The organism is Variovorax sp. SRS16, assembly GCF_901827165.1.
In the GTDB taxonomy this organism is placed as follows: Bacteria; Pseudomonadota; Gammaproteobacteria; order Burkholderiales; family Burkholderiaceae_C; genus Variovorax.
Genome location: NZ_LR594667.1, coordinates 222,589 through 246,709 on the forward strand (window position 1 = coordinate 222,589; position 24,121 = coordinate 246,709).

The 24,121-nt window shown below is 64.1% G+C and carries 18 protein-coding genes; 8 read left to right on the top strand and 10 right to left on the bottom strand.

The genetic code is table 11. The annotated features are described in order from the left end of the window. Positions 1 to 20: 20 nt before the first annotated feature. The 3 genes from E5P2_RS29105 to E5P2_RS29115 form a co-directional block, all read right to left on the bottom strand. Positions 21 to 1,526 carry a hypothetical protein gene (locus E5P2_RS29105; protein ID WP_068674499.1) on the bottom strand — a complete coding sequence of 502 codons (1,506 nt, stop codon included), beginning with the start codon at positions 1,524 to 1,526 and terminating at the stop codon, positions 21 to 23. A gap of 248 nt (positions 1,527 to 1,774) precedes the next feature. Continuing rightward, complete coding sequence (locus E5P2_RS29110; RefSeq protein WP_162570788.1) at positions 1,775 to 2,680, bottom strand: hypothetical protein; 906 nt, start codon at positions 2,678 to 2,680, stop codon at positions 1,775 to 1,777. A gap of 216 nt (positions 2,681 to 2,896) precedes the next feature. Beyond that, a complete protein-coding gene (locus E5P2_RS29115; RefSeq protein ID WP_162577743.1) occupies positions 2,897 to 3,565 on the bottom strand; it encodes a GIY-YIG nuclease family protein in 669 nt (222 codons plus the stop codon). A gap of 170 nt (positions 3,566 to 3,735) precedes the next feature. Between E5P2_RS29115 and E5P2_RS29120 the strand changes: the two genes are divergently transcribed. Beyond that, complete coding sequence (locus tag E5P2_RS29120) at positions 3,736 to 3,921, top strand: hypothetical protein (RefSeq protein WP_102905932.1); 186 nt, start codon at positions 3,736 to 3,738, stop codon at positions 3,919 to 3,921. A 13-nt stretch (positions 3,922 to 3,934) separates the two neighbouring features. On the opposite strand, the gene E5P2_RS29125 is transcribed toward E5P2_RS29120, so the two are convergent. Together E5P2_RS29125 and E5P2_RS29130 are read right to left on the bottom strand one after the other, a co-directional pair. After that, entirely contained in the window at positions 3,935 to 4,279 is a 345-nt protein-coding gene (locus E5P2_RS29125; RefSeq protein ID WP_162487206.1) for a cold shock domain-containing protein, read from the bottom strand. An 876-nt stretch (positions 4,280 to 5,155) separates the two neighbouring features. After that, on the bottom strand, positions 5,156 to 5,698 hold the full coding sequence (locus E5P2_RS29130) for a hypothetical protein (RefSeq protein ID WP_162570790.1): 543 nt from the start codon (positions 5,696 to 5,698) through the stop codon (positions 5,156 to 5,158). 401 nt (positions 5,699 to 6,099) lie between these two features. On the opposite strand from E5P2_RS29130, the gene E5P2_RS29135 reads away from it, so the two are divergent. The 5 genes from E5P2_RS29135 (at position 6,100) to E5P2_RS29155 (ending at position 9,073) form a co-directional block, all read left to right on the top strand. Then, on the top strand, positions 6,100 to 6,630 hold the full coding sequence (locus tag E5P2_RS29135; protein ID WP_162570791.1) for a hypothetical protein: 531 nt from the start codon (positions 6,100 to 6,102) through the stop codon (positions 6,628 to 6,630). Positions 6,631 to 6,713: 83 nt separating this feature from the next. Further along, positions 6,714 to 6,911 carry a hypothetical protein gene (locus tag E5P2_RS29140; protein ID WP_162570792.1) on the top strand — a complete coding sequence of 66 codons (198 nt, stop codon included), beginning with the start codon at positions 6,714 to 6,716 and terminating at the stop codon, positions 6,909 to 6,911. A gap of 627 nt (positions 6,912 to 7,538) precedes the next feature. Continuing rightward, complete coding sequence (locus E5P2_RS29145; protein WP_232080946.1) at positions 7,539 to 8,015, top strand: hypothetical protein; 477 nt, start codon at positions 7,539 to 7,541, stop codon at positions 8,013 to 8,015. Positions 8,016 to 8,400: 385 nt separating this feature from the next. Beyond that, positions 8,401 to 8,655 carry an SWIB/MDM2 domain-containing protein gene (locus tag E5P2_RS29150; protein ID WP_083944163.1) on the top strand — a complete coding sequence of 85 codons (255 nt, stop codon included), beginning with the start codon at positions 8,401 to 8,403 and terminating at the stop codon, positions 8,653 to 8,655. 37 nt (positions 8,656 to 8,692) lie between these two features. Continuing rightward, a complete protein-coding gene (locus tag E5P2_RS29155; protein ID WP_162570794.1) occupies positions 8,693 to 9,073 on the top strand; it encodes a hypothetical protein in 381 nt (126 codons plus the stop codon). 25 nt (positions 9,074 to 9,098) lie between these two features. On the opposite strand, the gene E5P2_RS29160 is transcribed toward E5P2_RS29155, so the two are convergent. The 4 genes from E5P2_RS29160 to E5P2_RS29175 all read right to left on the bottom strand — a co-directional run bounded on the left by E5P2_RS29160 (position 9,099) and on the right by E5P2_RS29175 (position 11,201). Further along, complete coding sequence (locus tag E5P2_RS29160; RefSeq protein WP_162570795.1) at positions 9,099 to 9,659, bottom strand: peptidoglycan recognition protein family protein; 561 nt, start codon at positions 9,657 to 9,659, stop codon at positions 9,099 to 9,101. 154 nt (positions 9,660 to 9,813) lie between these two features. Further along, positions 9,814 to 10,311, bottom strand: a complete 498-nt coding sequence (locus tag E5P2_RS29165) for a hypothetical protein (RefSeq protein ID WP_162570796.1) — start codon at positions 10,309 to 10,311, stop codon at positions 9,814 to 9,816. Between the two features lie 188 nt (positions 10,312 to 10,499). Then, positions 10,500 to 10,769, bottom strand: a complete 270-nt coding sequence (locus tag E5P2_RS29170; RefSeq protein WP_162570797.1) for a hypothetical protein — start codon at positions 10,767 to 10,769, stop codon at positions 10,500 to 10,502. An 18-nt stretch (positions 10,770 to 10,787) separates the two neighbouring features. Continuing rightward, positions 10,788 to 11,201: a hypothetical protein gene (locus E5P2_RS29175; RefSeq protein WP_162577742.1), complete on the bottom strand. Its 414-nt coding sequence runs from the start codon at positions 11,199 to 11,201 to the stop codon at positions 10,788 to 10,790. Positions 11,202 to 11,536: 335 nt separating this feature from the next. Between E5P2_RS29175 and E5P2_RS29180 the strand changes: the two genes are divergently transcribed. Then, positions 11,537 to 12,688 (top strand): glyoxalase superfamily protein, encoded by a 1,152-nt coding sequence (locus tag E5P2_RS29180; protein WP_068674476.1) that lies wholly within the window; start codon positions 11,537 to 11,539, stop codon positions 12,686 to 12,688. A 371-nt stretch (positions 12,689 to 13,059) separates the two neighbouring features. Beyond that, complete coding sequence (locus E5P2_RS29185; RefSeq protein WP_083944162.1) at positions 13,060 to 13,833, top strand: SPOR domain-containing protein; 774 nt, start codon at positions 13,060 to 13,062, stop codon at positions 13,831 to 13,833. Positions 13,834 to 14,181: 348 nt separating this feature from the next. Here E5P2_RS29185 and E5P2_RS29190 read toward each other — a convergent pair whose 3' ends face one another. Beyond that, positions 14,182 to 24,111, bottom strand: coding sequence for a choice-of-anchor D domain-containing protein (locus tag E5P2_RS29190; protein WP_162570799.1), 9,930 nt, complete (start codon positions 24,109 to 24,111; stop codon positions 14,182 to 14,184). Between the last annotated feature and the right edge of the window lie 10 nt (positions 24,112 to 24,121).

Consider the following 24,121-nt stretch of genomic DNA (forward strand, 5'->3'; position numbering starts at 1 on the left):
GATGGCGACGGCCGCGTCGTTCAGTTGGGGAAGAGTGGCGGTATCTCCAGCATCTCCGTCGGGGGCCCGCGTCCTGGCAACATGGCTGTTTCACACTCGTCCGCCACCTTCTTGAGGTCCCAGGGGCCTATTGCCCGCCTACGGGCCACACTGGATGGCGTGCCGACGGCCGCAAGGACGCTTACGCCGACGTACAGCCACACGTTGCCGCGCATCTCAGCCTGTTTGAAGGAGCAAAACCGTTCTGCTTCGAGGCGGACGTAAACGCTAAAAGGGCGTCCAAGCTCCAATAGTGCTACGTCCTCCACGACGCTGCCTCTCACCTGCGAAACGTGCCCAAGTCCCCCGGCGCGCAACTCAGCGGTGCTCGGCTCTCCCTCCTGCTCCAGCGGCTGTGGCGGCCTCATTGCTTGAGCTGCGAATTCTCCGAAGCTTGGCGTTGCTATAGCGGCGGCTGTGCTTAGCCGGCGGGTGGTGCGCACGCCGGGGCCAAGGATTCTGGGTGTGAAGTACAGCAGCTGCTCACCATAGTCCAGGGCAATGCTGCCCGCACCGGACGTGAAGCCCAGGAGCTGGCACTCAATCACTGACTCACCGGCTTGGGTCATTGGGCCCAACTTGCAGAATGAGGTCAATGGCTCCACCTCTACCGTCTCCTGGGGTTCCCCTCTTGGAGTGCCTGCAACTTGCGCCTGTTCCAGGAGTCCTGAAGAGGTACTCAGCGCGAGAACAGCGCTCATCAAAATTGCTGCTGGCAGGGAGACTGCAAGCAGGACGAGTGCCGGCGCGGTGAGGATGGAGGACAAAAGACCTGCCCACCTGCGGCGAAAAAGGGCTCCCGCAAGGCTCCGGGAAGCGCGAATCGCCGCGACCACGAGAGCGAGATACAAGGGGACTAAAGCCAAGTACGACAACAAGCTCGCAACAAGCCCCGCATACATGGCGGTCGGCAGCTCACGGGGCGAGGTGGGCACACTGTTGAAGTCGTAGTTGCCTAGTCCAAGCACCCCGCGTATTGGTGCAAGCGGAACCAAGGCGCCCGAGACCAGAAATGCAATCAGCCAGGCGCTGAGCGCGAGGGCGAACGTCGTCGCGGCCAGCAGTCGGACACCGTGGGCAGCGCGACCATTTACGAGCTTCGCAGCAAACCAAGGGACCAGCGCCCAGGCCAGCCCGAGAGCAAGCAAAGGTACAAACGCCGCGAGGTATCGCGATGGCGTCAGCACGTTGCCGAGCGATACCGCCAGCGAAAAGGGGTCTACTATGCGCGGCCCATGGGCGAGCACTGGGTAAAGGACGCTGAATAGCGCGGTGGACACCAGGAGCACGCCAACCCAGCCGAGGACGCGCCTATCGGCCTCCAATTTGCAAAGCTTGTCGACGGGATGCCGACTCATCAACGTGCCGTAGCCGTGGATGACGGAGCCCCACACCCGCTTGACCAATTCCAGCCAGCCTGCAAGCCAGTCTTCCCCTTCGGATACCAGAGGAAGCCGCTGCCGCAGCTTCTGGGTCTCCTGTGCCATCCTACGGGAACGGGACCGAAGTGAGCCCCCGGGTTTCCGCGCTGCGGACCCTCTCAAGCTCCAACGCCTTTTTGGGTGGGCCATCCTTCGCTCCTTCGCCCACATCATCAAGGCGCGGCGTCACCTTGGCAACTCGTTCGGAGCCGGCCATGAGCTAGGAGCCAGGCCCAGCGACCGTCCGCGCTGGGCGATTCGAGAGGGCTAGCAAAAGAAAACGAGCCCAGAGGGCTTGTTTGCAGCCAATCAGGCTAGTCGTCGAGGAGGTCGGCGCCGCCGTCGGGGGCCAGCTCGGGCACCAGCATCGACACGGCAAAGCCGATGCGCTCCATCGCATGTGAAATCCGGTGGAAGCCGAACCAGTGCACATCTTTGACCGCCGGGCAATCCCCATAGGGCTGCTCGTAGCTCAGAACGTAGCCCTTGTCGCGGCCGTCGGCATAGCGCAGACCGATGCCCGCATCCTTGTGACCAGGTACCAGTGAGCCGCGCAGGAACGTATTCAGGCAGGGCCGTTTGGGATAGTTCACCCCGGGCATGTCATCAGAAAACCTGTCCGCAGCTTCTGCAGCCAGGCGGAGGACGTCCTTGATGCTCAGGTTGCTCCCGGTGTACTGGTCGAACGTACCGTGGTAGTCCGGGGAATCCAGCAAGGCTGGGTCGTCCCAGAACTGCCGGATGTGCAGCGTGTGCCGCCCGAAACGTTCCTCGAGGACCACGACCCAGTTCGTGCTCTGTGTTTCCACGACGAACGCCTTGACGACATGCGGCGGTAGCTTCTCGCCGCCAATCAGGCCGAGGAGGCCCTTTGCGCCGGCGGGTACCTCTTCTGCCTCCACCTCGCGATGAGGGATGAAGTAGCAGTACGCGTCGTTGCCGAACTCGAACGAGTTGCTGGCGTCGTGGCCCTCGGCGACCAGCTTGTCGTAGAGGGCGACGTATCCTGCGAGGACGCCTTGCACCGCCAGGCCGACGTAGTTGGCCATCGTGCTCTCGAGCTCGAGGTTGCGAAGGGCCGCCTTGTCGCGGCGCTTGAGCTCAAAAAGCTCGGCCAGGACGACGGGGCGCTCCAGAAGCGAAAACTGCTCGCAGCAGCCGGCCTCCATTGCGACGCGCAGGGACGCGGCGAGCGTCTTCAGCTCTGTCATGCTTTTCATGTTCGTTTCCTTGTTGATTGACCTTCCTTGTGTAGGAAGCTGCAAACAAGGGACGGGGTAGGCTTCTCCGAAAACATCACAAGCTGGCGCGGTGTGCCTGGGTTGCGCCTCACAAAGCAATCAAGTCTGCTGGACGTTGCGCTAACCGGCCGCTCCGATTGCCCGCTGTTGCCCTTTAGTGGCCGCCGGGTGCGGCAGTTTGCCAACGGGCATCGCCTAGACCCCATAGAACTCGCGCGTTTGATGTCCATTGAGGGCCGTACCCTGACTTTTGCAGGGTCCGTAAATCAAGTTGCTGATTGAGCGCGCCAGCGATGCGGCGTCCTGCTGGGGAGGAGGCGGTATGCCATGCACGAGCATCATCTGCCGTACCTCTCGCACAGTACGTCGCCTGCTGAAGGGCTCGAATACCCAATCACCGGGAGCAACGTCGTCACGCGCAATAAGACCTGCGAGCGTCTTCAATCCAAGGCGAAAGTCGACGCTCAACGCCTCTACGCTGAGGTAGCGGCGATGCTCGAGAGTTCGAAGGTTCCAGGCGAACCACTTGTGCAGGACTGTGTCTCTCAGAACCTCATGGGCGGAGTTGTAGTTTTTCGCGGTGCCCCAATAAGTGTTTAGCAGCGCCTGCTCGCCTGCAAGCATTGCCTCTCTCGTCTCGAATCTCTCGATGATTCCAAAACGAAAATCAGACAGCCCCCAGCCGTTCTTCTGAATGTCCAAGCACATCAGATGGTTCCCGACTCTGGCTGTGCGGGCAGCTTTAATAGCCCGCCGATGTTCTGCCCACCGGCTTGAAGTATTGCTCGTCGACCCAACGTAGAACTTGCCGTTCCGCTCGTTTTTTATCTTGTAAGTGACAAACGGACGTTCGCTTTCCATCATTCTCCCTTTCTACGCTTCTTCCGTTTCTAGTGTTCCGTGTCGACGCCAACTGCTGACCTGACCGGGGTTCAAAGGACTCTAAACGGTAGCGTTAAGTGTTTTAGAGTCATCAATGATACAATGCAGCCATCGGGTATTCCGCCCTAAAACACAAGGGTAAGAAGAATCGAATGAGCGAAATGAACGGCTGGGCCTGGTTTGCCCTTTGGTATGCGACTGGCCTGCTGACAAGCTTGTTCTGGCCGCTCAGATATCGCAAGAACATGCGTCGGCGCGACTGGGATGTTGTGCTCAAGCGGTTGCCCTTGATGGCGCTCTGTGGCCCGTTGGGCCTGATTCTTTTCTTCCCGGTCTAGGCCGACGAGTTCCTCAGCCGACAAGGCCCGGCCATGCCGGAAAGGGCGTGGCCGTGGCAGGAGCCGTTGTGCCTTCCTGCTTGTCCGCAATGCCAGCTGCCCCTTCCGCTACCGCGGTCGCCGAATGAGCTTTCAATGTACGCTGCTGGAGGGCCATGTGGCGTGACAGGACTGAAACGGCCAACGCCTGAGGCACACCGTCCAAGTCGCCCAACTCGAACTCCACCTGGTCGCCGGCGTCGAGCTTCCCTTTGCCTGCGACGACCTGTGAGAGGTGGAAGCTCACCTTACCCGACGTCTTGCTCGCAATGAGCCCTCGGCCCGTGATGCGGTTGAAATCAGCGACTTTGCCGGTCATTCTCATTCAGCACTCCATCCTCGTTGTTGCAGCATTTTAGGCGCGCATCTGATGCACTCCGATGCGGACTAACGCGCACTCCGTTGAGACCGTTTGCGGCGGCCCGCAGCGGTAGACTGCAGCCTGGTGGCTTCTGAGAGGACCGCAATGAAGACGACGAAGGCTTGGGTGCGAGGAGAGGGCGTGGTCCTCGAGATGGACCTCGAGACCGGAGACGCCCGGATTGAGTGTGGGCATTTGGGCAGGCTCACCGCTCGTGCCAAGGAGGTACGAGCCGGCGCCAAGCTTAGCGTTGGGCAGCGGGTGGACTTCGACATCGTCGTTTGCGGCGGGACCGCCTCGGCCGTTGACGTTCGGGTGCTTCCAGAAAAAGCCGGTGTAGCGCCCCGGCCAGCGCCCGTCTACGGAAGGGCGAGCCCCAACGTACTCCGGCCAGGGCCGCTCGAACCTGGTTCCGCAAGCCGTTCTGCCAGGTCCGCGGGGCCGCGGGAGGTCCCGGCTTGGCCACAGCGGTCGCCGCAACCGGTCTCGACCGGACAAGGAGTTTTCTCTCGCCTGCCGGATGAGCGGACGCACCCAAATGCTGCCGGTGCTTCCCAGGTGCAAGTTCTGCCTAAGGCCCGGCCGGCGGCGCCCGCCATGGAGCCAAAGCCCAGAACGGCGCGCCGCCAACGCCCGGACGTCACGGAAACGCATGACCGCTGCGGACACTGCGGAAAGCTGATGGTCCCAATACTCGTTGTCAGAAAGGGCAGGGCGGTCCGCTCTCTGTGTCGGTTTTGCGGGGGCACGCACATCGATTTCACGAAGAGCAGCGGCGCCGGGGTGGCGGCCGCGCTGTTGTTGCTCGGCCTCCTCGCGAGCTGAAGCTCGAGCCTAGAACACTTCGTAGAGCTTCTTCTCGCGGCCGCGCGGGTCAAGCGCGCTGCAATGTCGGATTGCCTTGGGCGTTTCGGTATAGCCCTCGACCGACTTTCCAGGCAGGACCCGCAGTCCGGTGAGCTCGAGCTTCACGAACTCGCGGTCGCGCACGGTCCTCGACGAATAGTCCGAGATGTGCTCTCCGCCCTTGCCCTTGCGGCCATCGCCCGAGGTATTTCCGAACAAAAGGGAAAAGTCTTCGTCAGGCGCCACGACAGCTGAGCCCGTCGCTAGATGCTTCGGCCGAGGCCTTGCAGGCGGGACGTAATCTGGAGTCATGGTCACCGGGGGAAGGTCAACCTCGCACTGCACGGTGAGCCCGGTCAGCACTGACTGGCTGGCGTTGAGCACGTCCACGTACAGCGCCTTCCCATCCTTCTTGAACGAGACACCCAGCTTCTGGGCATCCTCTGTTGGTAGCAGTCGGTCCGCAGCATGGCAAACCGACGTGAACAAGAGGGCGGTTGCAAGGATTGGCAGCAGGGGTTTCTTGAGCATCTGTTGGTGGCGGGTGGTCGGCTGCGAGAGTGTATTGCCGGGCGCGAGGTACCAAGAACGACTTTGTCACGAAGGGCGCGAAGAAGACCCCCGGCGAACGAATCGCCAGGGGGCAAAGCCAGCCGACAAAGGGAGGAGGAGGGAAAGACTGTCGGCCGCGTGAGCATCTTCAGCCCACGCCGGCGATTCTACGCGTCGGGACGGTGGGCCGCGTCTTCCGAACTCGGCCTAAGACGCAAGTTGCATTCGCCCGCCGTCGGCCGGTCGCGCAATACGTCGGAACACCCCAAACGGTTTTAGCAGTGGGGTGCAATGCATTTTAGGTCCGTTGTTGTAGGGGCTCTGATAAAATGCAACGGAGCTGAGCGGTTCAGCGGCCTACCCCCAGGAAAACCCCCTCTATGACTGCATCTCTCGTGAGCGCCCCTGACAGCTCTGCATCTGCGCCTTCCAACTTTGCCGACAAGCTCGAGGCTCTTGCTGCCCTCAAGGGCAGCGACCCTACGACATGTTCAGAACGCTGGCGTGTCAAGGACGAGCTCGCAGCGACTCTGTTGCAGCGCATGCAGCTGCATCGGACCCTTTTCGAGCCCCTGTGGACGAGCACCGATGCGCCGCCGCGGACGTACTCGGATGACTTCCCCCCGGTAGACCCCGCGACGGACAGCATCCATGAGTGCTATGAGGCGGACGGCATCCTGTACGCGGTCGTGCAGCGCAATCCTCCCGGAGCTGCCTTTGCAAACCTGCTCAGGATTGGTTTTCCGATGCCCTACCTTGCAGACAAGGGGTTGGAGCTGATGTGCGAGCACGCGACGGCGACGCTGAAAGCGCGCGAAGCTGCCCTCAAGACCATGGTCCGGGACTTCGATGCCACCAAAAGCAAAGCGCTCAAGGTGATATCCGCGGCCCTCGGCCATCCGGAGCACTGACGCCGAAGGGGCCGTTCTATCGGCGATAAGTTCGCTCGCTACATGCGATGCCCGTCGGCGTTCGGCGGGGAAACGGAGTTAACGTGGCAACCTTCACGTCGAGCAAACAGGGCAGCCAAGGCAGGGAGAAAAAGCCTTCCAAGACGGGACCACAAATCTTTCACGCGGCCGCCGTCGACCACTGCGTTCGTCTCATCCGCGCCAAGCGCCTGCCCCTGATGGTCGGCGCCATACTCCAGCGGACACCCAAGCCGAGCCCGGAGGGCCAGAAGGGCCGCTGAGCATTCGTGGGGCGGTCAGCAGACAAGCAGGCGCTCCAGGCACCTGCGGATTTCTACGAGGCGGTCAAGAACCGACGCGCGGTGGCGCTGAGCCCGACCGCAGGCGAGCTTGGCGACTTTGCACCGGCGTTCGAGCATGAGCCGCTTGAGGGAGCGCGCGCGTCGCTCAGCGGCGCCCCTTAGGTACTCGGGCCTCCGGCCTACCCTCGCCACTCTGCAGAATCTTCAGCACGGTCATTTGCGACACGCCCACCAGGCGACCGATAGCCTGCGCGCTGAGCGATGACCGCTGGTACTGGAACCAGATTCTCTCGAGGAGTGCTTCTCTGGAATCGTAGCGACCTGTCGTCTGCTTTCGCCCCCGCTTCTTGGTCGAGCTAGGCTCGGTGGAGGGCATTGGGGTGGCGTCGGGCTCGTTCATCTAAAGGCTAGGTGGAAAGGTGATTTTTAGCTAAAATGCGCATCTGCTAAAGCATTTCTCTAGAGCGTTGGTCGCTTCATCCGCGAGGCGCGCACGCCCATTCGGCACACCTGAGGACACATTCTCCTATGACGACAACTCAACCCCGTAGCGGCCAGGTATCCGCGCTTCGCCTGACGCCCCGGCAGCGCACGCTGATTTGCGGAATGATGCACCAGCCACAGCGCCAGGCATGGCGCCACTACGAGCATCCGGGAACCTTCGACTCGCTCATCAGACGAGGCCTGGCCAAGGTGGTGAGCACCAAGCGCGAGAAGGTCGTGCGTGCGGAACTGACGGTCGCTGGCGCACGGGCCTGGGCGAAACTCACGGGGAACGTGCTGGACGAGCCCGCGCCGAAAGGGAAGGCTGTCAAGCCTCCGGCCATTGAGCACTCCGAGGCAGAGCTGGTCTTCGCCGCGCTCGCCACCGGCCACTGGACGGTCGAGCGCAACCTTCCGCTGTCATACCTCACGGCCGCAGCCAACAAGCGAAACGCATGGTCCGTTCGGAGGCGCGAGGCGCCGTTCTGTGCCGACCGTCGAGACTCGCCTCGCTCCTGGTCGGCGCCCACTGCCCAGAAGGCCCTCACCGCTGCCTGCGTTGACCTCAAGCTCCCGTTGCCCCAACCTGATAAAGCCTGAGCGCCGAGGATTTGTCCCAGACGCTCACCCTCACAATAAGTAGTATTCCTATGCCCGACGCGCTCCTGCATTCTCTCGACTCCCGCACCGCCGCGGCCGTGCGCGGGCTGCTCGTCCTCGTAGACTCGTACGCTGAAACGCGCCACAAGTGCGGCGCGTAGTACAACGCCCGGGCGGCCGAAGCTCGCAAGCAACTCATCGCAGGCTTGGTCGCAGAGCTCCCCGCGCTGCATCCGTGCGCTCAACAGGGCGCACCAAGTGCTCCGGCGTTCGTCGCACAGGGTCGTACCACCCCTCCGAGCCCGCGCGGATTCAGCTGCGACTGAGGCCAGCGGGGCCAGATTCTGGCCTCCGTAGAATGGTGGTTTACTTGGACTTTAGAATCATGACCGAAAAGACAACCAACGCCTTCTCTCGCCCACTGACCCCCAGCACGGAGCTGGCAGCAGTCATCGGCTCGACGCCCCAGCCCCGCACGCAAGTGACGAAGCTGCTGTGGGAGTACATCAAGGCGAACAACCTGCAAAACCCCGGGAACAAGCGCAACATCCTTTGCGACGCCAAGCTGAAAGCGGTGATGGGCAAGGACGAAGTGACGATGTTCGAGATGACCGCCCTAGTCGGCAAGCACCTGAGCTGACACCTCCGGCTCCTCCGCGCCTTCTATAACGTTACCCATGCCACGCCAATCCGACGACCTCACGCTCAAGCGAGCCCTGGCCCCTGCAGTACTGGACCGCGAGAGCTATGCCCAAGCGTATGGCGGCAAGGGACCGGAGGCTGAAGCGGCGACAGCCCTCAAGTTTGCGTTCGAGGCCCTTCGAGGCAAGAGCCTGAAGTCCTTGACCTCCGAGGAACGAGAGACCGCGCGGCTGGCGCTTATCTACGCCGAGCAGTGGGAGGCGTCGCTGGCCGAGGCCAATGAAGGCCTTCCTGATGCGCAGGAGCCGCTGCAGGAGGCCGCTGCCTTCCGCAAGATGAGGCTGCGCCTATGGGGGCGCACTGCGATGGAAGCAGCGCTTGCTGGCGGCAAGCCCGTAGACATCCGGAGCCTGTAGCCGCGGTCGGCGCTCCGCCGGCACTTCAGGCTTGGTGTTCTCCCTGATGCCTAGTCGCAAGAAGGTCCTGAACATCTGCAATCAACTCGAGCTTGCGAACGTTGGTGCCGGGGCACGCATGCGTGGTCTCAGGGTCCTCGCGATGGAGCTTCGTGGTCATGGGCTCGAGCCCAAGAATGGCGCAAAGGGTGGCCATGGCGGCAACGGTGTTGTGCCGAACCTTCAGCCCTCTGCCGGCGTCGAACGCGTCCCTGTCGAAGTCGCCGAGCATTTCGATGCCGAGTGACTGCTTGTTCCACGAAGGCGAGTGCACGCCTGACATCGTGAGTGGCGTGAAGACCCAAATGCGCTTGTCGTCAATGAAGAGGTGAGGGCCCGCGCTCCATTTCATCTTGTCCCGGTAGTAGGTTGCGAAGTTGCCCATGTGCGTCTTCGTGAATCCGTTCGGCCGCTGCGCCAGGGTCGGTACACCCGTGTTGTGGACGACAAGGAACGAGGGACGCCAGGCAGTCCAGGCCAAGCTGTGGCAGTAGGTGTCGAACGCGTCGACATCAAACGACTGGTCGACAGTAACCTTCCAGGCCATAGGTTCCTCCGAGCTGCTGCTTTAAGCGGACGAACTCCCCTGTTGCCAATCATCCATCGTCCGGTACCTGAATGCAATCGAGAACGGCTTCTTTCAGACCTGATGCCCGGCCCAAGGGGCCAAACGCATGCAATGCGCAGAGGGTACCCGGCGGCTAGCCCCGATGCTCTGTTCGCCCGTCCTTGTGGAGCCAAACGCCGCCTTCCAAGTAGCCCGGCTCGCCATTTCCTGGACTTACTGCCTGGAACAGCTGGGCAGCTTCGTCGTGTTCGGCTCGATAGCGCTCGTTTGACTCCTTTCGACCCAGGCCGGCCTTCTGGAAAAACGAAGGTTCTATCTCCTGGTCCTGGGTGAAACAGTGCGATGCGTCGTTGACGCGTTGGTGGACGGCTGTTCCGCTTTCCTCAAAGTTGTACTCGGCCACCCAATCGGCCTCGCGTCGGAGGCTGATGCTGGCATCGCCTTTTTCGTTGAGCAGCTCTTCGAGCTTAAGGGGCGTCACGACGACGTCGACTCCGCGTTTGCGGACCAGAACGAACATCGTCCTTGCCGCGGTCGCGAAGTAGAGGGCTCCCATCCAGCGAGAGGAGGCGGTCGCCTGCATCTTGAAGCCCTTGGCGCGCAGTTCTGCAATCAGCTCATCACGGGTCATCGCTTTCCTTTCAGCGTGCTCGACCTGGGCCCGCCAAGCGCGCCGCCTGGCTGAGCCGGCACCAGTTCGGCGGTAAGCATTGTGTCTTACATTTGAACCGCCATCCCTCGACCCAAGGCAGGCAGGGCGTCGGGCCTGCGCGGGTTCGGTGGTTTCGCCCGGTCGCCGGGGCAGGCGCTCATTTCATCTCAGACGTCTCCGATGAGCGCATCACGCGCCGATTCACGTGCCGCGTGGTCCTCGTGGAAGCGCACCCGGGAGCGCACGAACTTCTTGGCGCCACGCTTGGCATTCGCGTAGCCCTGATGGCCGTTGGAGTTGTCTCCGCCGAAGCAGGTCCCGATGGTGCGGTCTGACAGTGCCGAATAAGAGCCGGCGCCGTCGAGGGGGCTGTGCCGATAGCGCTCGCTGTCCTTGCGGGACTTGTCGCCCTGGCGGCGGTGGTTGGTCTTGCTCATCGAGAACCCTTCGCCTGGTCAGAAGCTGCTGTGAAAGCCCCGCTCGAACGGGAAGTTGACCTTCAGCACTTCCGCGGCCAAGTGTCCGGAGTCGTACAGCGCGGTGACTGCTTCCCGGAAGGCGACCACCTTGGCCGGCTGCTTCCCCCGCCAGTGCTCGACGGCTGAGAACCCCTTCACGACATAGACGCAACCGGAGACGAAGTCCGGGGCCCTTTCCTTGGAGCGCAGAACCCGCAGCGTGCAGGTCGCGACGTCCCAGGACGCGCCTTCCTTGGGGTTGGGCAGCTGGATGTAGATGCTGGGGTCGCTGAACGAGGACTCGTTCCATGCGCAGATGGCGGGGAACCCCGAGCGAAGGAGCTGATTTTCCAGGCGCAGCAGCAGAGCCTCGATGGCCAGGTTGCGGGCTTGGTAGAAAAGCTCGTTCATGCCGCCAGGGGTCGGCTGGAGCGTTCGGAGCTTCGTAATCTTCTGAGCGAGTTGCATGAGATGCGTGGGGGTGAGGCGCGGCGCGCGGGTGGGAACCTATAGCGGAACCGTCTTAAACCCGCTTGGGGCACTGGCCTCGAACCGCCGCGCTCCCTATACCAGGAAGGCTGCCAAAGCCTGCCGCGCGAGCCTCTTCGGAGGTCCGGTAAATTTGGCGGTTCCCAGAACCCTGTCAGACGCAGCTTTCCCAGTCATTCCGACTGGCCTTGCTGGCAACTCGCGCACCCAAGCTTTACCCCTATCGGAGGCCAGTCAGAACCTGATTGGAAACAAAAATGGACATTTCTCAAAGCAAGCTCAAGGCCAAAGTTCTCTCGACGTACCTGCGCGAGATTGGCTCGCCCATCAAGCACGGCCAGGCGCTCGACGCCATGGCCCGCATCAACGGGCACCGTACCTGGAACGAGTTTTCTGCATCTGCACAGAACGTCGACCTGGCGCCTGCCGTGTCGCAGACCATGCATGTGCTCCCTGTGCTCAGCGTCTTCGCCGGCCAGCGCGACACGTTGCGGGCCCCTGCTCGCATCAAGTCGGACGACAACCGCATGACGGCGGACTTCGATGCCACTGCCTGGCTGGACCAGGCCAGCGACAAGGAGCTCTCGGACCTGGTTGAAATCGGATTCGGAGGCGACTACGCATCCGACGCCGCCGGCGAGTTCATGGGCGCGCGGGACGCAGAGGTCGATGCGGTGTTCAAGTACATCGAGCGGGCGCAGGAGTTCCTCGGCCGCCGGGAATCACTCGGCTTCGAAGTCGACGTGAACCCGGAAGGTGTCTGGGCTTACCTGCGGGCGTTCCGGTACGCGCTGTATGTCCGGCTCACCCTGGCGCAGCATTTCGGTCCGGTTGCCAAATGGCCAGCAGACCTTGTCGTCTCGCGGCTGAGCACTGAGCCCGCAACCTTCGTCATCGAAACGCCCGGCGTCAAGGAAACGAGTTTTGCAGACGAGGACTTCGCCTGGACGGCCGTTGGCCGCGCCCTGGAGGAAGGCCTCGCGGACGAGCGCGGCATCACGATGGAGGCCGAGGAAGTCGCCCCGTGGTCGGGAATCCGGGAAGGCAGCACACCCGCACTGCCGACTCTGGTTCCCGGCCGTTTCCTGGAGGAGGGTGGCAAGCACCTGGTGCTGGCGGGTACGTCCCCGCTCACGCACGCGGAGCTCCGCCGCATCACCGACGATGGTGAACACGTCCTGGACGTCGTGCTTGGCGTAGAACTAGAGGACATCGCCTCAGGCATTGACTCGCTCAACGACCACGTTTCCGAGCGCATCACTGGCGGCATCTGCGACCTCACCGGTCTCAGCTACCACGGCTATGCCGGCGCGGACGTTGCCGACCTTGCGGGCAACTTTGGCGCCATCATCCGCGTCCGGGCGCACTGGACGCCGATTGACGGCATCGAGGACGACAACGAAGGCTAACCCCGTGCGCCCCTGAGCGCTCATTCGACCCTGCTGGCAAGCGATTGCTGGCAGGGTTTTTTCTTGGCTCCTCGAGGCGCTACGGCGAGACCGACGTCGACCTTCGCGACTCCGGGTTCGGGAGGCACGAGCACCTCGAGGACCTCTAGCGCATCTTCAAGGGCTGACGCCCTTTTCGGTTCTTGCAGGCTGTGCAGGCTTTGCCTGACAATTTCGACCGCTGGACGTCCGCAACGGCGTCAGGCTGGCCAATAAGCTACCAAGTCAGACCTGAGGTCGCTGGCTCGTGGGTGCTGCTGCAGGTTCTGCTCCAGCGAGCGTGTTGCCGAGGTCCGCCTGCGTCGAACAAGATTGGAGAGGAGAAGTCGGGAATGGAACCTGGAGATTTGGCCGCAGGCGCAGTGCGCCGGAGCTCGCCAGGCCTGGCGCGCCTCGCACGGCTCCTCGGGTGGCTGGAGCTCATCCTTTTCGGGTTGGCTGTTGCCTCCATCGCCATCTCCGCGCAGAACATCTTGGCGGGAGATGCCTTTGCACTCAGGTCATTGAGGTCGTTCGCAAAGGTTTCCGCTTGGTTCTTCGGCCAGTGCCTGTGGTGCACAGGACGCGAGACCACAGGGGGCATCCTGGCGAACCTGGCTGGGGGTTTCGGCTACCTCCTCGGGGTGTTCTCCCCGCTGGTGTTTGGGCTAGGACTGGGCATTTTGCGCAGGGCTGTCGAGCTTCGCGCCTCAGCTCTGGACAGGGCGGCGGGCACACCTTGGCCCGCTGTGTGGCTGCGCCCATCATTCCTTGCTCCGGCGCTCGCGGCGGCGGGTAGCCTGGTGCTCGCGCTTAGTGCCGTCTACAGCAGCTCGCGGCCCGCGTCGTCCCCTGCAAGACCGTCTTCGGCTGAAGCGTTTTTGGATTCGCCTTCAGGAACATCCCTGTTTGTCGTGCAGGTGGGCGTCTTCGAGAATGAAGAGGAGGCGAACCGCGTCCAGGCGATGCTGGAGCGCGTCGGTCTGCGTCCCTTCGCCACGGCGCCGCAAGGAGGGAAGGTGCGTGTGCGCCTGGGGCCATACCCGAGTCGCGATGACGCTCTGACGGCCGCGCAGGCCGTAAGAAGGCTCGAACTCCCAGCCGCGGTGCTCGACGTCAGCCGTTGAGGGCCGCTTCGCCCGAAAGCGAAACAAAAGTGCCTGCTCGAGAGGCGCAGACGGGCAACGCCTGCTAGCGGGCCTCTCTTCAGGAGCAGACGCTGCAGCGAGAAAAGGGCCCCCGTGTGATGCTTCACAGGGGGCCAGGGTCGTCACGCAAGAAGGGAGGAGGAGAGGGGTATTGCAGCGCGACGACGATGCAATCATGATGCACCCCTCCAATGAAGGGCGTCGGCGAGTATGCAGCGGCTGGGCAGGCCGTGTCCTAACCCGAAAGCTCCAGGCGCGCCCTAACCAGGATGCAAAAGAACAGAGCCCGGGTTCTCCCGGGCTCTGTGATGTGGCCGCTTGTCGGCTTCAGCTGAACTTGAACTGGAGCCTGGTGCCGTACTGCGTGTAAGGCGTGGGAGCGACCGGGCCGTAGGTGCCCGTGGTCAACGCCTTGCGGGTAGCCGTCACCTTCACGACGCAACTGGCGCCGGGAGCGACATTGCTGCACGCCGACATGTCATAGGTGAAGTTCGCCGGGACAAAGTTGTTGTAGCCCGTCACGTTGTTGATTCCGGTCCAGTTTGCATTCTGCGTCCCGTCGTTGCGCACGGTCGCATTGAGTGTCTTCGACGTGCCCACGGCCAGTGCACCGAAGTCCACCAAGCCATTAGCCGGTGAGACGACGTTTGGTTTGTTACCAAGGATGGTTGCGGTCAGTGGCTTCACGCCCTTGATTGTCCCGCCATCGGGAATCGTCGCCGTGTATGCAACGCTGTAAGTTCCTACCCCGATACTAGAGCCAGCGCTCAGGTAGAACGAGAGTGCGCAAGTTTGACCAGGCGGAACGTTCACGCAGTTGTTGCTATCTCCAAAGAATGGGCTGGTAACGCTATTTCCGAATACCACACTAGGGATGGTCGCTGTTCCCGTGTTCAAGAACTCAACGCTGTCAGGGTACCCCCCGCTGTTGTACGGCACAGCAAAGGCCGGATGGTGCACGACAGACAACTCACGATAGACCCCTGTGCCGGAGACCGTGAAGCTCGTCTGCCCCCCCGGGCCGTCGTGGAATACGGTGACGAGGGCTGTGCTGATACCCATCGTCGTTGGCGTGAAGGCAATTCGGACTGCGAAGTCAGTTGCACCAGAAGGTGCAGTAGCCGCGTCGAAGCCAGGCAGGTCCCGTGTCACTGATTCCAGGTAAGGACTTGCGTAGTTCGTTATCGAGCTCGCCGTTGTCGAATCCCGAGAGCCTCGACCTGTCGCGGCAATCTTGAACGGGGTACCCGACTGGACCTGAACACCGGTGAACCGGACCGCACCCGCCGTCCCCATGTTGCGCACGAAGAAATACTTGAACGAGGAGCTGCCGACGAGTGCATCGCCGAGGGGAGTGGGCGGCACATACCCCGGGCCCTCGGACACTGCGAAGCTCACGTCATACGCCGTGCGCGCAGTGAGGTCGAGCGGCAGGGGGGAGACGTTGTCGCCGTTGTGCTCGACCAGTAGCTGCGCATTGAAGTCGCCAATCTTGTTCGGAGCGAACTCAATCCGGACGTACGAGCCGGCCGGGAGATTGACGGCGACGTCGCGAGTTCCCGCCGGTGGAACGGCCCCTGTATATGAGGCAATCGAAAAGGCCGAAGCATCGGGTCCGACGATGCGGAATCTCGTAATTTGGAGGCTGCCCGCTTGCGTAGGGTTCACCACATAGAAGACCTTACCCTTTGATGCGTTGACGCCGTTCGGGTTGTACGTGACGAGGCCGAAGTCGGGCGAGACGACAGGGTCGACGGCAGATGAGCTGTCCGACCAGGCCGCGGTCGCCTGCACGCCCGTGCCCTCTAGCTGAAACGTCGTGCTGCCGCCAGGTCCGTCATGGAACACCGTCACCGTCGCTGTGACCCTGCCGCGCTGGGTCGGGGTGAACTTGAAGTTGAGGGCCAGGTCGGTGGACGTGGCCGGCGCCGTCGCGACATCCGCCCCCTGCATGCTGAAGCTTGCCGAAGTGGCCCCTGCCGGGAACGTGGTGGTCGGTCCATACTGCGTCTCCGCGCCGCGGCGTGCGAAATTGGCCGAAACCGCCGTGAATGCGGGGTCGCCCGTCAACTGGATGCCGGTATACGTGACGCTTCCGCGCGTGCCGACATTGCGCACAAAGGCCGTGCCGGTGGCGGTTGCGCCCACGGCAACGATGCCCTTGTCGACATTCGCGGCTTGCAGGACGACATCACGCACGCCCTGGCCCTGCAGGTCGAGTGCCAGCGGAGACGTGTTCATGCCGTCGTGGTCCACCAACACTTGCGCTGTGTGGCTCCCGGACTTGGTCGGCGTGAACTGGATGCGAAACGACAGGCTCGGGTACGCGCCCTCGACCATGTTGGCCGGAGACACGTCCTGAGTCGACACAGAGGTGGCGCCGCTGTACGCAACAATCTTGAAACTCGCTGCGTCAGGGCCGGCCAAGCGGATTCGGTTCACGCGCAGCGTTCCGACCCCGGTGGTGTTGACGACGAAGAACGTCTTCGCCACCGCCTCGGCAGGCGCGCCTGCTTCGCCGTTGAAAGTGGCGGAGCCCAAGTTGCCATTGGGCACCGCTGCGGGCGAACCGGCGGTCTCAGACAGTGCTGCCGCTGCGCGCACGCCCTCCCCGCTGATTTCGAAGGACGTCTTGCCGCCAGGGCCATCGTGGAAGACGGTCACGGTGGCCGTGTGCGCCCCGGTGGTGGTCGGCTTGAACTTCAGCTGGGTGTACATGTCCGTCCATCCGCTCGCAACGGACGGGTCCGTCAGCGTTCGCGTGTACGCGGCGTAGCGCGTACCTGCGGGATAGGGCGTCGCGCCGTTCTTGTTCGTCACGGTAGCCGCGCCGGCTTCGGAGATGGAGAAGGCCGGCGAGCCTACGACCTGAATTCCCGTCACGGTGAGGCTACCCACCGTGCCAAGGTTGCGAACATAGGTCGTCAGGGTGGCCTCGGCTCCCAAGCCGACGCTCGGGAACGAGGGAATCGCGACCTCACCTGCGCCGCCGGAGGCCACCACACGCACGTCGCGCGCGCCGGTTCCCCTGAGAGCCAGGATGGTCGGAGAGCCGTTGTCGGCATTGTGCGAAAGCAACAGCTGCGCGTCGTGCTGGCCCATCCGGGTCGGCTGGAATTGCACGGTGACACCGAGCGGTGAAGTGGCGCTCGTTTGCGCCATCTCCAGTGGCGCGATGGATTGCGCCGGCAGGCGGTCGCCCGCGGCTTTCGGCGAAATGGACGTGATGTGGAACGCTCCCGCGTCCGCGCCCACGAGTTGAAGGTCGCTCACCTTGAGCAGCTTGCCCTGCGATTCCGTGGTCAGCAGATAGAAGGTCTTGACTGCTGACCCGGCAGCTTCGGATGCCTCGTTGTACGACAGCGTCCCGAAGTCCCCAGAAGGCGCAACCACGGGCAGGGCACTCGAGCTGGAGAGCTCGGCCTTGTTGAAGTACTGCGCTTCACCGTACAGCGGCAGTTGCACCTGGCGCGCGCCGTTGTACCGAATGGTCAACTGTGCGTTGTGAACGCCCTTGGCCAGCGGTGCGTAGGACAACACGACAGCGAGGTGGGGGTAGGCGCCGTTGCCGACGTCAACGACCGCGCCCGTAGCGCTCAACTTATCGGGCGCAATCGTAGCGCCGCTGACCTTGTTCGAGCCGCTGCTGGCAGCTGCCACGACATTCGTGATGCGGAAGTGGGGAGCGTCGGGGCCGGTGATGGTAATGACCGGCTCGTTGATGCGCGTAGCGGCTGCCTGGACCAGGTTCAGCAGGTAGATGTTGCGTGCGACCGCGGGGTTGCCCTGGCCGGCTTCGCTAAGCGCGGCCACGACGCCGAAGTTTCCGCTGACCAGGCCGAGCCCACCCGCGGAGTTCGACAAGGCGAAGTCGGGTTCCTCGACCGTTGCGAACAAGGAAAGCGGCGCCGTGGAGCCGCCCTGCGGCACGGAGGTCGCGGCGACCACGGTCCCGGACGCGGCGCCCAGGGTCGAACCGGTGGCGATGACCTCGACGGTGCAGCTGGCCTTTGCCGCCAAGGAGGCGGGGAATGCCTGCGGGCAGGTGCCCTGTGTCCCGAGCGAGAAGACCGAAGCCGTCGGGGAGCTGACGATGATGCTCGAGAGCATGACCGGCGCCGTGCCGGCGTTGGTGAGGGTCACCGTGCTGGAGGCCGAGGAGCCCTGCGCCACGGCACCGAAATTGCCGCCGGCCGGACCCCAGGCCAGGTCGGCCGCCGGAGCGACGTACTGGATGGCGGCCGGAAGGCTGGCGGTGCCGGCGACGTTCGTCACGCTCAGGGCAACGCTGCCTTCGGCGACGATTGTGCGCGCTGGCACGGTCACAGTAGCCTGCGTGAGGCTGCGCACAACGATGGTCGCAAGCCGGCCTTCAACCGTTGCGGTCATGCCGGCAACAAAGTTGGTCCCCGACACCTGGGTCGTCCACCCGCCCGCGAGGGACCCGGACGCGGGGGACACGTCAGCGATGGTCGGTGCAGCCACGTACTGGACAGCACCAGCGCGCGACGCCGTGGTCACGCCGTTGTTCACCAGGCGCATGTCCGCGAGGCCCGCGGCGTGCGCCGGCGCGGTGACGGTCAGCTGCGTGGCGCTGACGAGGTTCACCGGTGCGGCCTCGACGCCGCCGATGAAGACCTGCGTCGTGTCGGAGAAGCCCGTACCTTGCACGACGACGGTCGCGCCGCCGGCCGCGGGGACCATGCTCGGGCTGACGGCAACAATGCTCGGCGACGAGGCGGTCGCGGTCAGTGGGACGGTCAGCTGGCCGGCGGTCGTCATGATGACCAGTGACGAGCTCAGAGCGCCATTGCCCTGGCCGGTAGCGCGCACGAGGATGTCGCAGGACGAGCCGGCGTCGATGGCTTCGCCGCATGCGTTTTCTGTTGCGAAGCCGGCTTGACTCGTGAGCGAGACCGAGCTGACCCGCATCGGGAGGGTCCCGGTGTTGTTCACGGTCACCAGGCGGTCTTGTGGGGCCGTGGAATAGACGACCCCGAAGTCCACCGCGGTCGGCGTAGCCTGGGCGGTCGTGGTGATGCCGGTCCCCGTCAAGGCGACGTCGATGGCGCCTGCGGAGTTGGAAGTCGACAGGCGAAGCGTGCCGGTGCGCGGGCCGGCGCCGGCCGGCGTGAAGGCGACGGCAACTTGGCACTGCTCCCCGGCCGCCAGGATGCCCGGGCAACCAGAAGTCGCGCCGTAGCTCGAGGTTCCGGCAGTCACCTGCGCGGAGTACACGGCAACGCTCTGGAGGCCGTCGTTGGTGAGGGTCACCACCTGGGGTGCCGACGTGAATCCGACGGGCTGGTCAGCAAAGGACACGTTCGTCGGAGTCACGGAGATGTGCGCCGGCGGGCCTTCACCAGCCAGGGACACGACGCGGGACTCGCCAGAGAGCGGAACGATGCGCAGCGCAGCTTCATGCCGGCCGGCCATCGTCGGCGAGAAGGCGACAGTCACGGTGCAGGACTGGCCCGCGCCCAGGGAATCCGGGCAGGACGGCGTGGCGGTGAATGCCTGGGCGCTGTCGCCCTCAACCGTGATGCCGGTAATAGGCAGTGCCGCGGTACCGACGTTTTGCACCTGGACGGACAGTTGGGCTGAGGCTCCGATGGCGAGTGCGCCGAAGCCCAAGGTCGCCGGGTTGACCGCGAGCACGCCGATGCGGCCCACGCCATTCAACGCCACGCGGGCGGTCTGGGTCGTCGGGTCGTTGGTCGAAACGAGGAGCCAGTCAGCGTGCGTCCCGCCGGTGACCGGTGAATGCTGCACGAACACGCTGCAGGTGCCCTCCGGCGCCACGGAGGAGCCGCAGGTCGTGCGCTTGGTGAACTCGCCACCGATGCCGATGCCGGAAATTTGAAGTGCTGCCGTGCCGGTATTGCGCACGACGACTTCCTGCTCGGCGGATGCCGTGCCCACGTCGTCGGAGCCGAAGTCGAGTGCGGCGGTCGAGAGCGAAAGTTTCGGAGCGGTCACTTGCGTCTGGACGCTGGCCAACTCAACCTTCACCGTTTGCTGCGTCTCGGTCACGAGCGTGAGCTCGGCCTGGTCCTCGGAACCGCTGCCGACATATTGAACGGTCAGGTCACAGTACTGGCCGGTCGCGATGAGCGTGTCGCAGCCGGTGGTCACAGAGAAGCTGGCGCTGCCGCTGACGATGCGCTGATTGAGGGCCACGGCGTCGGGCCCCTGGTTCGCAACCCGGACCTGCTTGCTCGAGGGCGTGCCCAGTGCAACGTTCTCGTAGGTCAGCGCGAGTGGCGTCACGGTGACCGTGGCGGCGGGCGCCTTGGCGACGCCCTGCACGTGCAGGGGCACGGGTGCCAGCGACACATCGGCCGTCTTGAAGCGGATGTCGAGTTGGGCGGCATGGTCGCGCTCCTCGCGGGGCGTGCCGCTGACCACGATGTCGCAGCTGGTGCCTGGGACCAGGCGTACCACGCAGTCGAGGCCGCGCGAGAAGGCGGCGAGGTCCGAGCCGTTGAGGTTGATGCTGTCGACCACCACGTCCACGTCGCCGTTGTTGCTCAGCCGCAGCTTTTGAGAAATCGACTTGTTGATGACGACTCGCCCGAAATCGACAGCCGGCTGGCTCAGGGACACCGAGGTGGCAGGTGCCGTCGTGGACGTGCCGTAGCCGCTCAGGGCGACCGCAATGGATGTGCCGGCGCTCGTCTGGACCAGGAGGCGGGCTTGCGTGGCGGATGCCGCGTCCGGCTGGTAGGCAACCAGGGCGGAACAGGATTGACCGGGCTCGAGGCCCAGGCCGCAATCGTTGTTGGCCGCAAACTGGTCAGCACCTGTGCCCTGCAGACTGATGCCTGTGAGCTTGGTGACGGCGCTGCCGCGATTGGTCATCGTGACGACCTTCGCCGGCGAGAGCTCGCCCACGCGCACGCCACCGAAGGCGAGGGTGGTCGGCGTGACCTCGATGTAGCCGGAGCTGCCCACGCCGGACAGCGGAACGAGGAACTGGGGCAGTTTGGCGTCGTTCGAATCGATGACCAGCGCCGAGCTGTGGAGGCCCGCGCCAGTCGGCGCAAAGATGACAGCGACCTGGCACGACTGCTGGGAAGCCAGTGCGGAGCCGCAGTTGCTGCTCTGGTTGAACGCAGCGGTGTCAAGGACATCCAGGCCGCGAATATCCAGCGTGCCAGTGCCGACGTTCGAGACGTTCACGTAGACCACGGAGGAAACCTTGCCGACGGCGGTCGACGCGAAGGTCACCTGGCCAGGGGACACCCGGATGGATGCGGTGCCTTCCTCGCCATCTCCGCCACCGGGGGTCGTTGCGGACAGGTTCACGACGGCAGTCGGATTGGACAGGTCGTTGGAGCTGAGGGCCAGCGACGCGCTGCGTTGGCCGGCCGCCACGGGCGTGTAGGCCACGGTCAACTGGCAAGAGCCGTGCGGCGCCACCGGGGTGGTCGTGCAGTTCTCAATCACGTTGAACTCTGCGGTTCCCGTGAGCTTGAACGTCCGGATGACCAGGCTCGCATCGCCCTGGTTGGTCACCGTCAGCGTCTTGCTGGCGGTCTGGCCGAGTGCGACGCTGCCGAAAGAAAGGGATGCGTCACTGAGCCGCATCGCCGGTGCTGCTGCCGTCCCCGCCAGCGGGACGGTCAGGCGCTGGCCGCCCGTGGATTGCACGGTCAGCATGCCCGCTTCGGCGCCGCCGGCGGTGGAGTTGTAGCGCACCGTCACGCCGCAGGAGGCGGCGGGGGCGAGGCTGCTCGAGCAGGCGGAGTTCACCAGGCTAAAGGCTTCGCCCGTCACCGTAGCGCTGGCCACGCCGACTGCAGTCGTACCGACGTTGTCGATGCGCACCACCCGGTCGAGCGGGGTGCCAATGCTCCCCCCCCCGAAGTCGAGGGCGTCCGGCGTCGCAGCGAGGAGCGTGGGGGTGGCCGTGGTGCCCTGGGCGGCCACATGGACGCTCAAGGCCTGGCCGTTACCGAGCGATGCCGTCACCTCAGCCGAGTACGTCTGGGCGGCGGCCACGTCAGCCCGCACCTGGACCTCGCAGGAGGCCGTTGCACCCAGGCTGGCGCCACAGGTGCTGGTGGTCGTGAAATTCGCGGCGTCCGCGCCCGTCACGTTCACGCCGGCGATGGCGACCGCGGTGGCGCCAGTATTGGTCAGCGTGAACTTGCGGGTGACCGCCTGGGGGATGCCCACCGAGCCGAAGTCGAGCGACTCGGGGAACACGCGGACGTTGCCAGCAATAGCGGCACCCGCCCCGGTCAGGAGAACGGATTTTTCGGTGCCGTCGGAGGTCTGGACGTCCAGGGAGCCGGCCCAGCTGCGACCACTCGCGTTGGGGGTGAACTGGACCGCGATGGAGCACGAGGCACCGGCATCCATGGCGCTGCCACAGTCGTTGGCCAAACTGAAGACCTGGTTGCCGGGAGCGCGAACGCCCACGCTCGAGACCCGGATGCTGCCGGGGCCCGGGTTCGTCACGGTGACTGTTTTCGCGGCAGAAGCCACGTCCTTGGCCACTTCGCCGAATTCAAGGGACGCCGGTGAGACGTTCACCTCGCCGACGAGACCTTGTCCCTTCAGCGTCACCAGGGCCAAGGGTTGGCGGGGGTCGTTATTCTCGATGGCCAGCGAGGCGAGAGCCTGCTTTCCGTCCAGCGGTGTGAAGCTCACTGCGACTTGGCACGACTGGTTCGGCTGCAGCGGGGTGCCGCAGTTGTTGCTGCTCGAGAAGCGCTCGGGGTCGGTCACGCCGATGCCATTGACTTCCAGGGGAAGGCGGCCGGTATTGGTGACGTCGACAGTCTTGGTCGCGGCGGTCAGTCCGACGCCGACGCTGCCGAAGTCCACGGTTGCAGGTGCAACCTGGATGCGCGGCGAAATGACATAGCCGGTGAGCGGGATTTGCAGGTTCTGGCCTTCGCCCGTCGTGACGGTGAGGGAACCGCCCGCGTAGTCGAGCGCGGCGGCCGAGAACTGGACTTCGAGGTCACAGGTTCCCTGGGGCGCCAACTCGTCGGTGCAGCCGCTCAGCACCACGAAGCTGCTCGCGGGCGAGGCAGACGTTTGCATCACGTTGGCCGCAACGGTGCCCGTGTTCGTGAGTCGCACCGTCCTCTTGACCGCGGCGTTGAGCGTCGTCTCGCCGAAGTCCACGGTCGTGGGGGCTGCGACCAGCTTGGAGTTCAGTGCAACCGAGCGCGCGACCAGGCCGACGGCGGCAGGGCTTGCGGGGTCATCCGACGCCAGCTCGAGGCTGGCGCTGTAGGACTTGTGCCCCGTCGGGTTCAGGCTGACGTCGATGGCACATGTCGCACGCTCGGCGAGCGCCTCCGGGCATTGGTTCTGGAGGGTGAAGGAGCCCGCGTCGGCGCCCTTGAGCGCGGCCGCCGAGAGCTGCAGCGCCTTGGTTCCCGCGTTGACGAGGGTGACGGTCCGCGTCACCGTGCCCGCATCCGGTTCCAGGGTCCCGAAGTCCACGGTCGAGGAGGTCACCAGCTTCGGTGTCGGCGTTGTGGGAATGGTCTCGGTGCCGCCGATACCCAGGAGCCAGACGTCGCGCACCTTCTCTCCGCTCTTCACGCGCAGCGCGCCCATGCGTTGACCCAGCGCCGTCGGGGTGAACGAGACGGTCACGATGCAGGTGTTGCCTGGCGCGAGCGAACCACCGCAGTTGTCGCTCAGCTTGAAGTCACCGCCGCCTGCCTCGAGCAAGTAGGGCTGGCTCAGGCTAACCGGCGCCGTGCCCGTGTTCTTGATGGCGAGCTGCTTGCTGGTGCTGGTGGTCCCGACTTTCCAGGTGCCGAAGTTCCAGCCGCTGTCGGAGATTTCCACGTCCGACAGCAGCGGCACGGAATTGCCCAGGAGTTGCGCTTCAGCCTTGGCGCCTGCGCCATGGACCGTCAAGGTGCCGGTATGGAGGCCTGCCGTCTGCGGGAGGTACGAGACCAGCATCGTGCAATCGCCACCGGCAGGCAACATCGAGCAGCCCTGCGTGTCGATGGCAAAAGGAGCCTCCGCGCGTACGGCCATACCTGCCACGGGCACGTCGCTGTGGTTCACGACCCTGACAGGGCGCGTGCTGCTTTGCGTGCGCGCGACATCCCCGAAGTCCGTGGCCGCGGGCTGAATCTCCAAGTCCGCCGCGCTCTGACCGACCTTGAGGTCGATGGGAATGCGGTACATGTGTTCTGAAGCAGCGGCCAGGACGGGTTGCAGGGCAATTGTTGCGCTCAGCAAGGCTGAAACGGCACGTTTGAAGTAGGGTCGCATGGGTCGGAAC

What these genes read in the sequence shown, in the direction of transcription:
- E5P2_RS29105 (WP_068674499.1), bottom strand. Translation starts at nt 1,526, where the DNA reads ATGGCACAGGAGACCCAGAAGCTGCGGCAGCGGCTTCCTCTGGTATCC.
- E5P2_RS29110 (WP_162570788.1), bottom strand. Translation starts at nt 2,680, where the DNA reads ATGAAAAGCATGACAGAGCTGAAGACGCTCGCCGCGTCCCTGCGCGTC.
- E5P2_RS29115 (WP_162577743.1), bottom strand. Translation starts at nt 3,565, where the DNA reads ATGATGGAAAGCGAACGTCCGTTTGTCACTTACAAGATAAAAAACGAG.
- E5P2_RS29120 (WP_102905932.1), top strand. Translation starts at nt 3,736, where the DNA reads ATGAGCGAAATGAACGGCTGGGCCTGGTTTGCCCTTTGGTATGCGACT.
- E5P2_RS29125 (WP_162487206.1), bottom strand. Translation starts at nt 4,279, where the DNA reads ATGACCGGCAAAGTCGCTGATTTCAACCGCATCACGGGCCGAGGGCTC.
- E5P2_RS29130 (WP_162570790.1), bottom strand. Translation starts at nt 5,698, where the DNA reads ATGCTCAAGAAACCCCTGCTGCCAATCCTTGCAACCGCCCTCTTGTTC.
- E5P2_RS29135 (WP_162570791.1), top strand. Translation starts at nt 6,100, where the DNA reads ATGACTGCATCTCTCGTGAGCGCCCCTGACAGCTCTGCATCTGCGCCT.
- E5P2_RS29145 (WP_232080946.1), top strand. Translation starts at nt 7,539, where the DNA reads ATGATGCACCAGCCACAGCGCCAGGCATGGCGCCACTACGAGCATCCG.
- E5P2_RS29150 (WP_083944163.1), top strand. Translation starts at nt 8,401, where the DNA reads ATGACCGAAAAGACAACCAACGCCTTCTCTCGCCCACTGACCCCCAGC.
- E5P2_RS29155 (WP_162570794.1), top strand. Translation starts at nt 8,693, where the DNA reads ATGCCACGCCAATCCGACGACCTCACGCTCAAGCGAGCCCTGGCCCCT.
- E5P2_RS29160 (WP_162570795.1), bottom strand. Translation starts at nt 9,659, where the DNA reads ATGGCCTGGAAGGTTACTGTCGACCAGTCGTTTGATGTCGACGCGTTC.
- E5P2_RS29165 (WP_162570796.1), bottom strand. Translation starts at nt 10,311, where the DNA reads ATGACCCGTGATGAGCTGATTGCAGAACTGCGCGCCAAGGGCTTCAAG.
- E5P2_RS29170 (WP_162570797.1), bottom strand. Translation starts at nt 10,769, where the DNA reads ATGAGCAAGACCAACCACCGCCGCCAGGGCGACAAGTCCCGCAAGGAC.
- E5P2_RS29175 (WP_162577742.1), bottom strand. Translation starts at nt 11,201, where the DNA reads ATGAACGAGCTTTTCTACCAAGCCCGCAACCTGGCCATCGAGGCTCTG.
- E5P2_RS29180 (WP_068674476.1), top strand. Translation starts at nt 11,537, where the DNA reads ATGGACATTTCTCAAAGCAAGCTCAAGGCCAAAGTTCTCTCGACGTAC.
- E5P2_RS29185 (WP_083944162.1), top strand. Translation starts at nt 13,060, where the DNA reads ATGGAACCTGGAGATTTGGCCGCAGGCGCAGTGCGCCGGAGCTCGCCA.
- E5P2_RS29190 (WP_162570799.1), bottom strand. Translation starts at nt 24,111, where the DNA reads ATGCGACCCTACTTCAAACGTGCCGTTTCAGCCTTGCTGAGCGCAACA.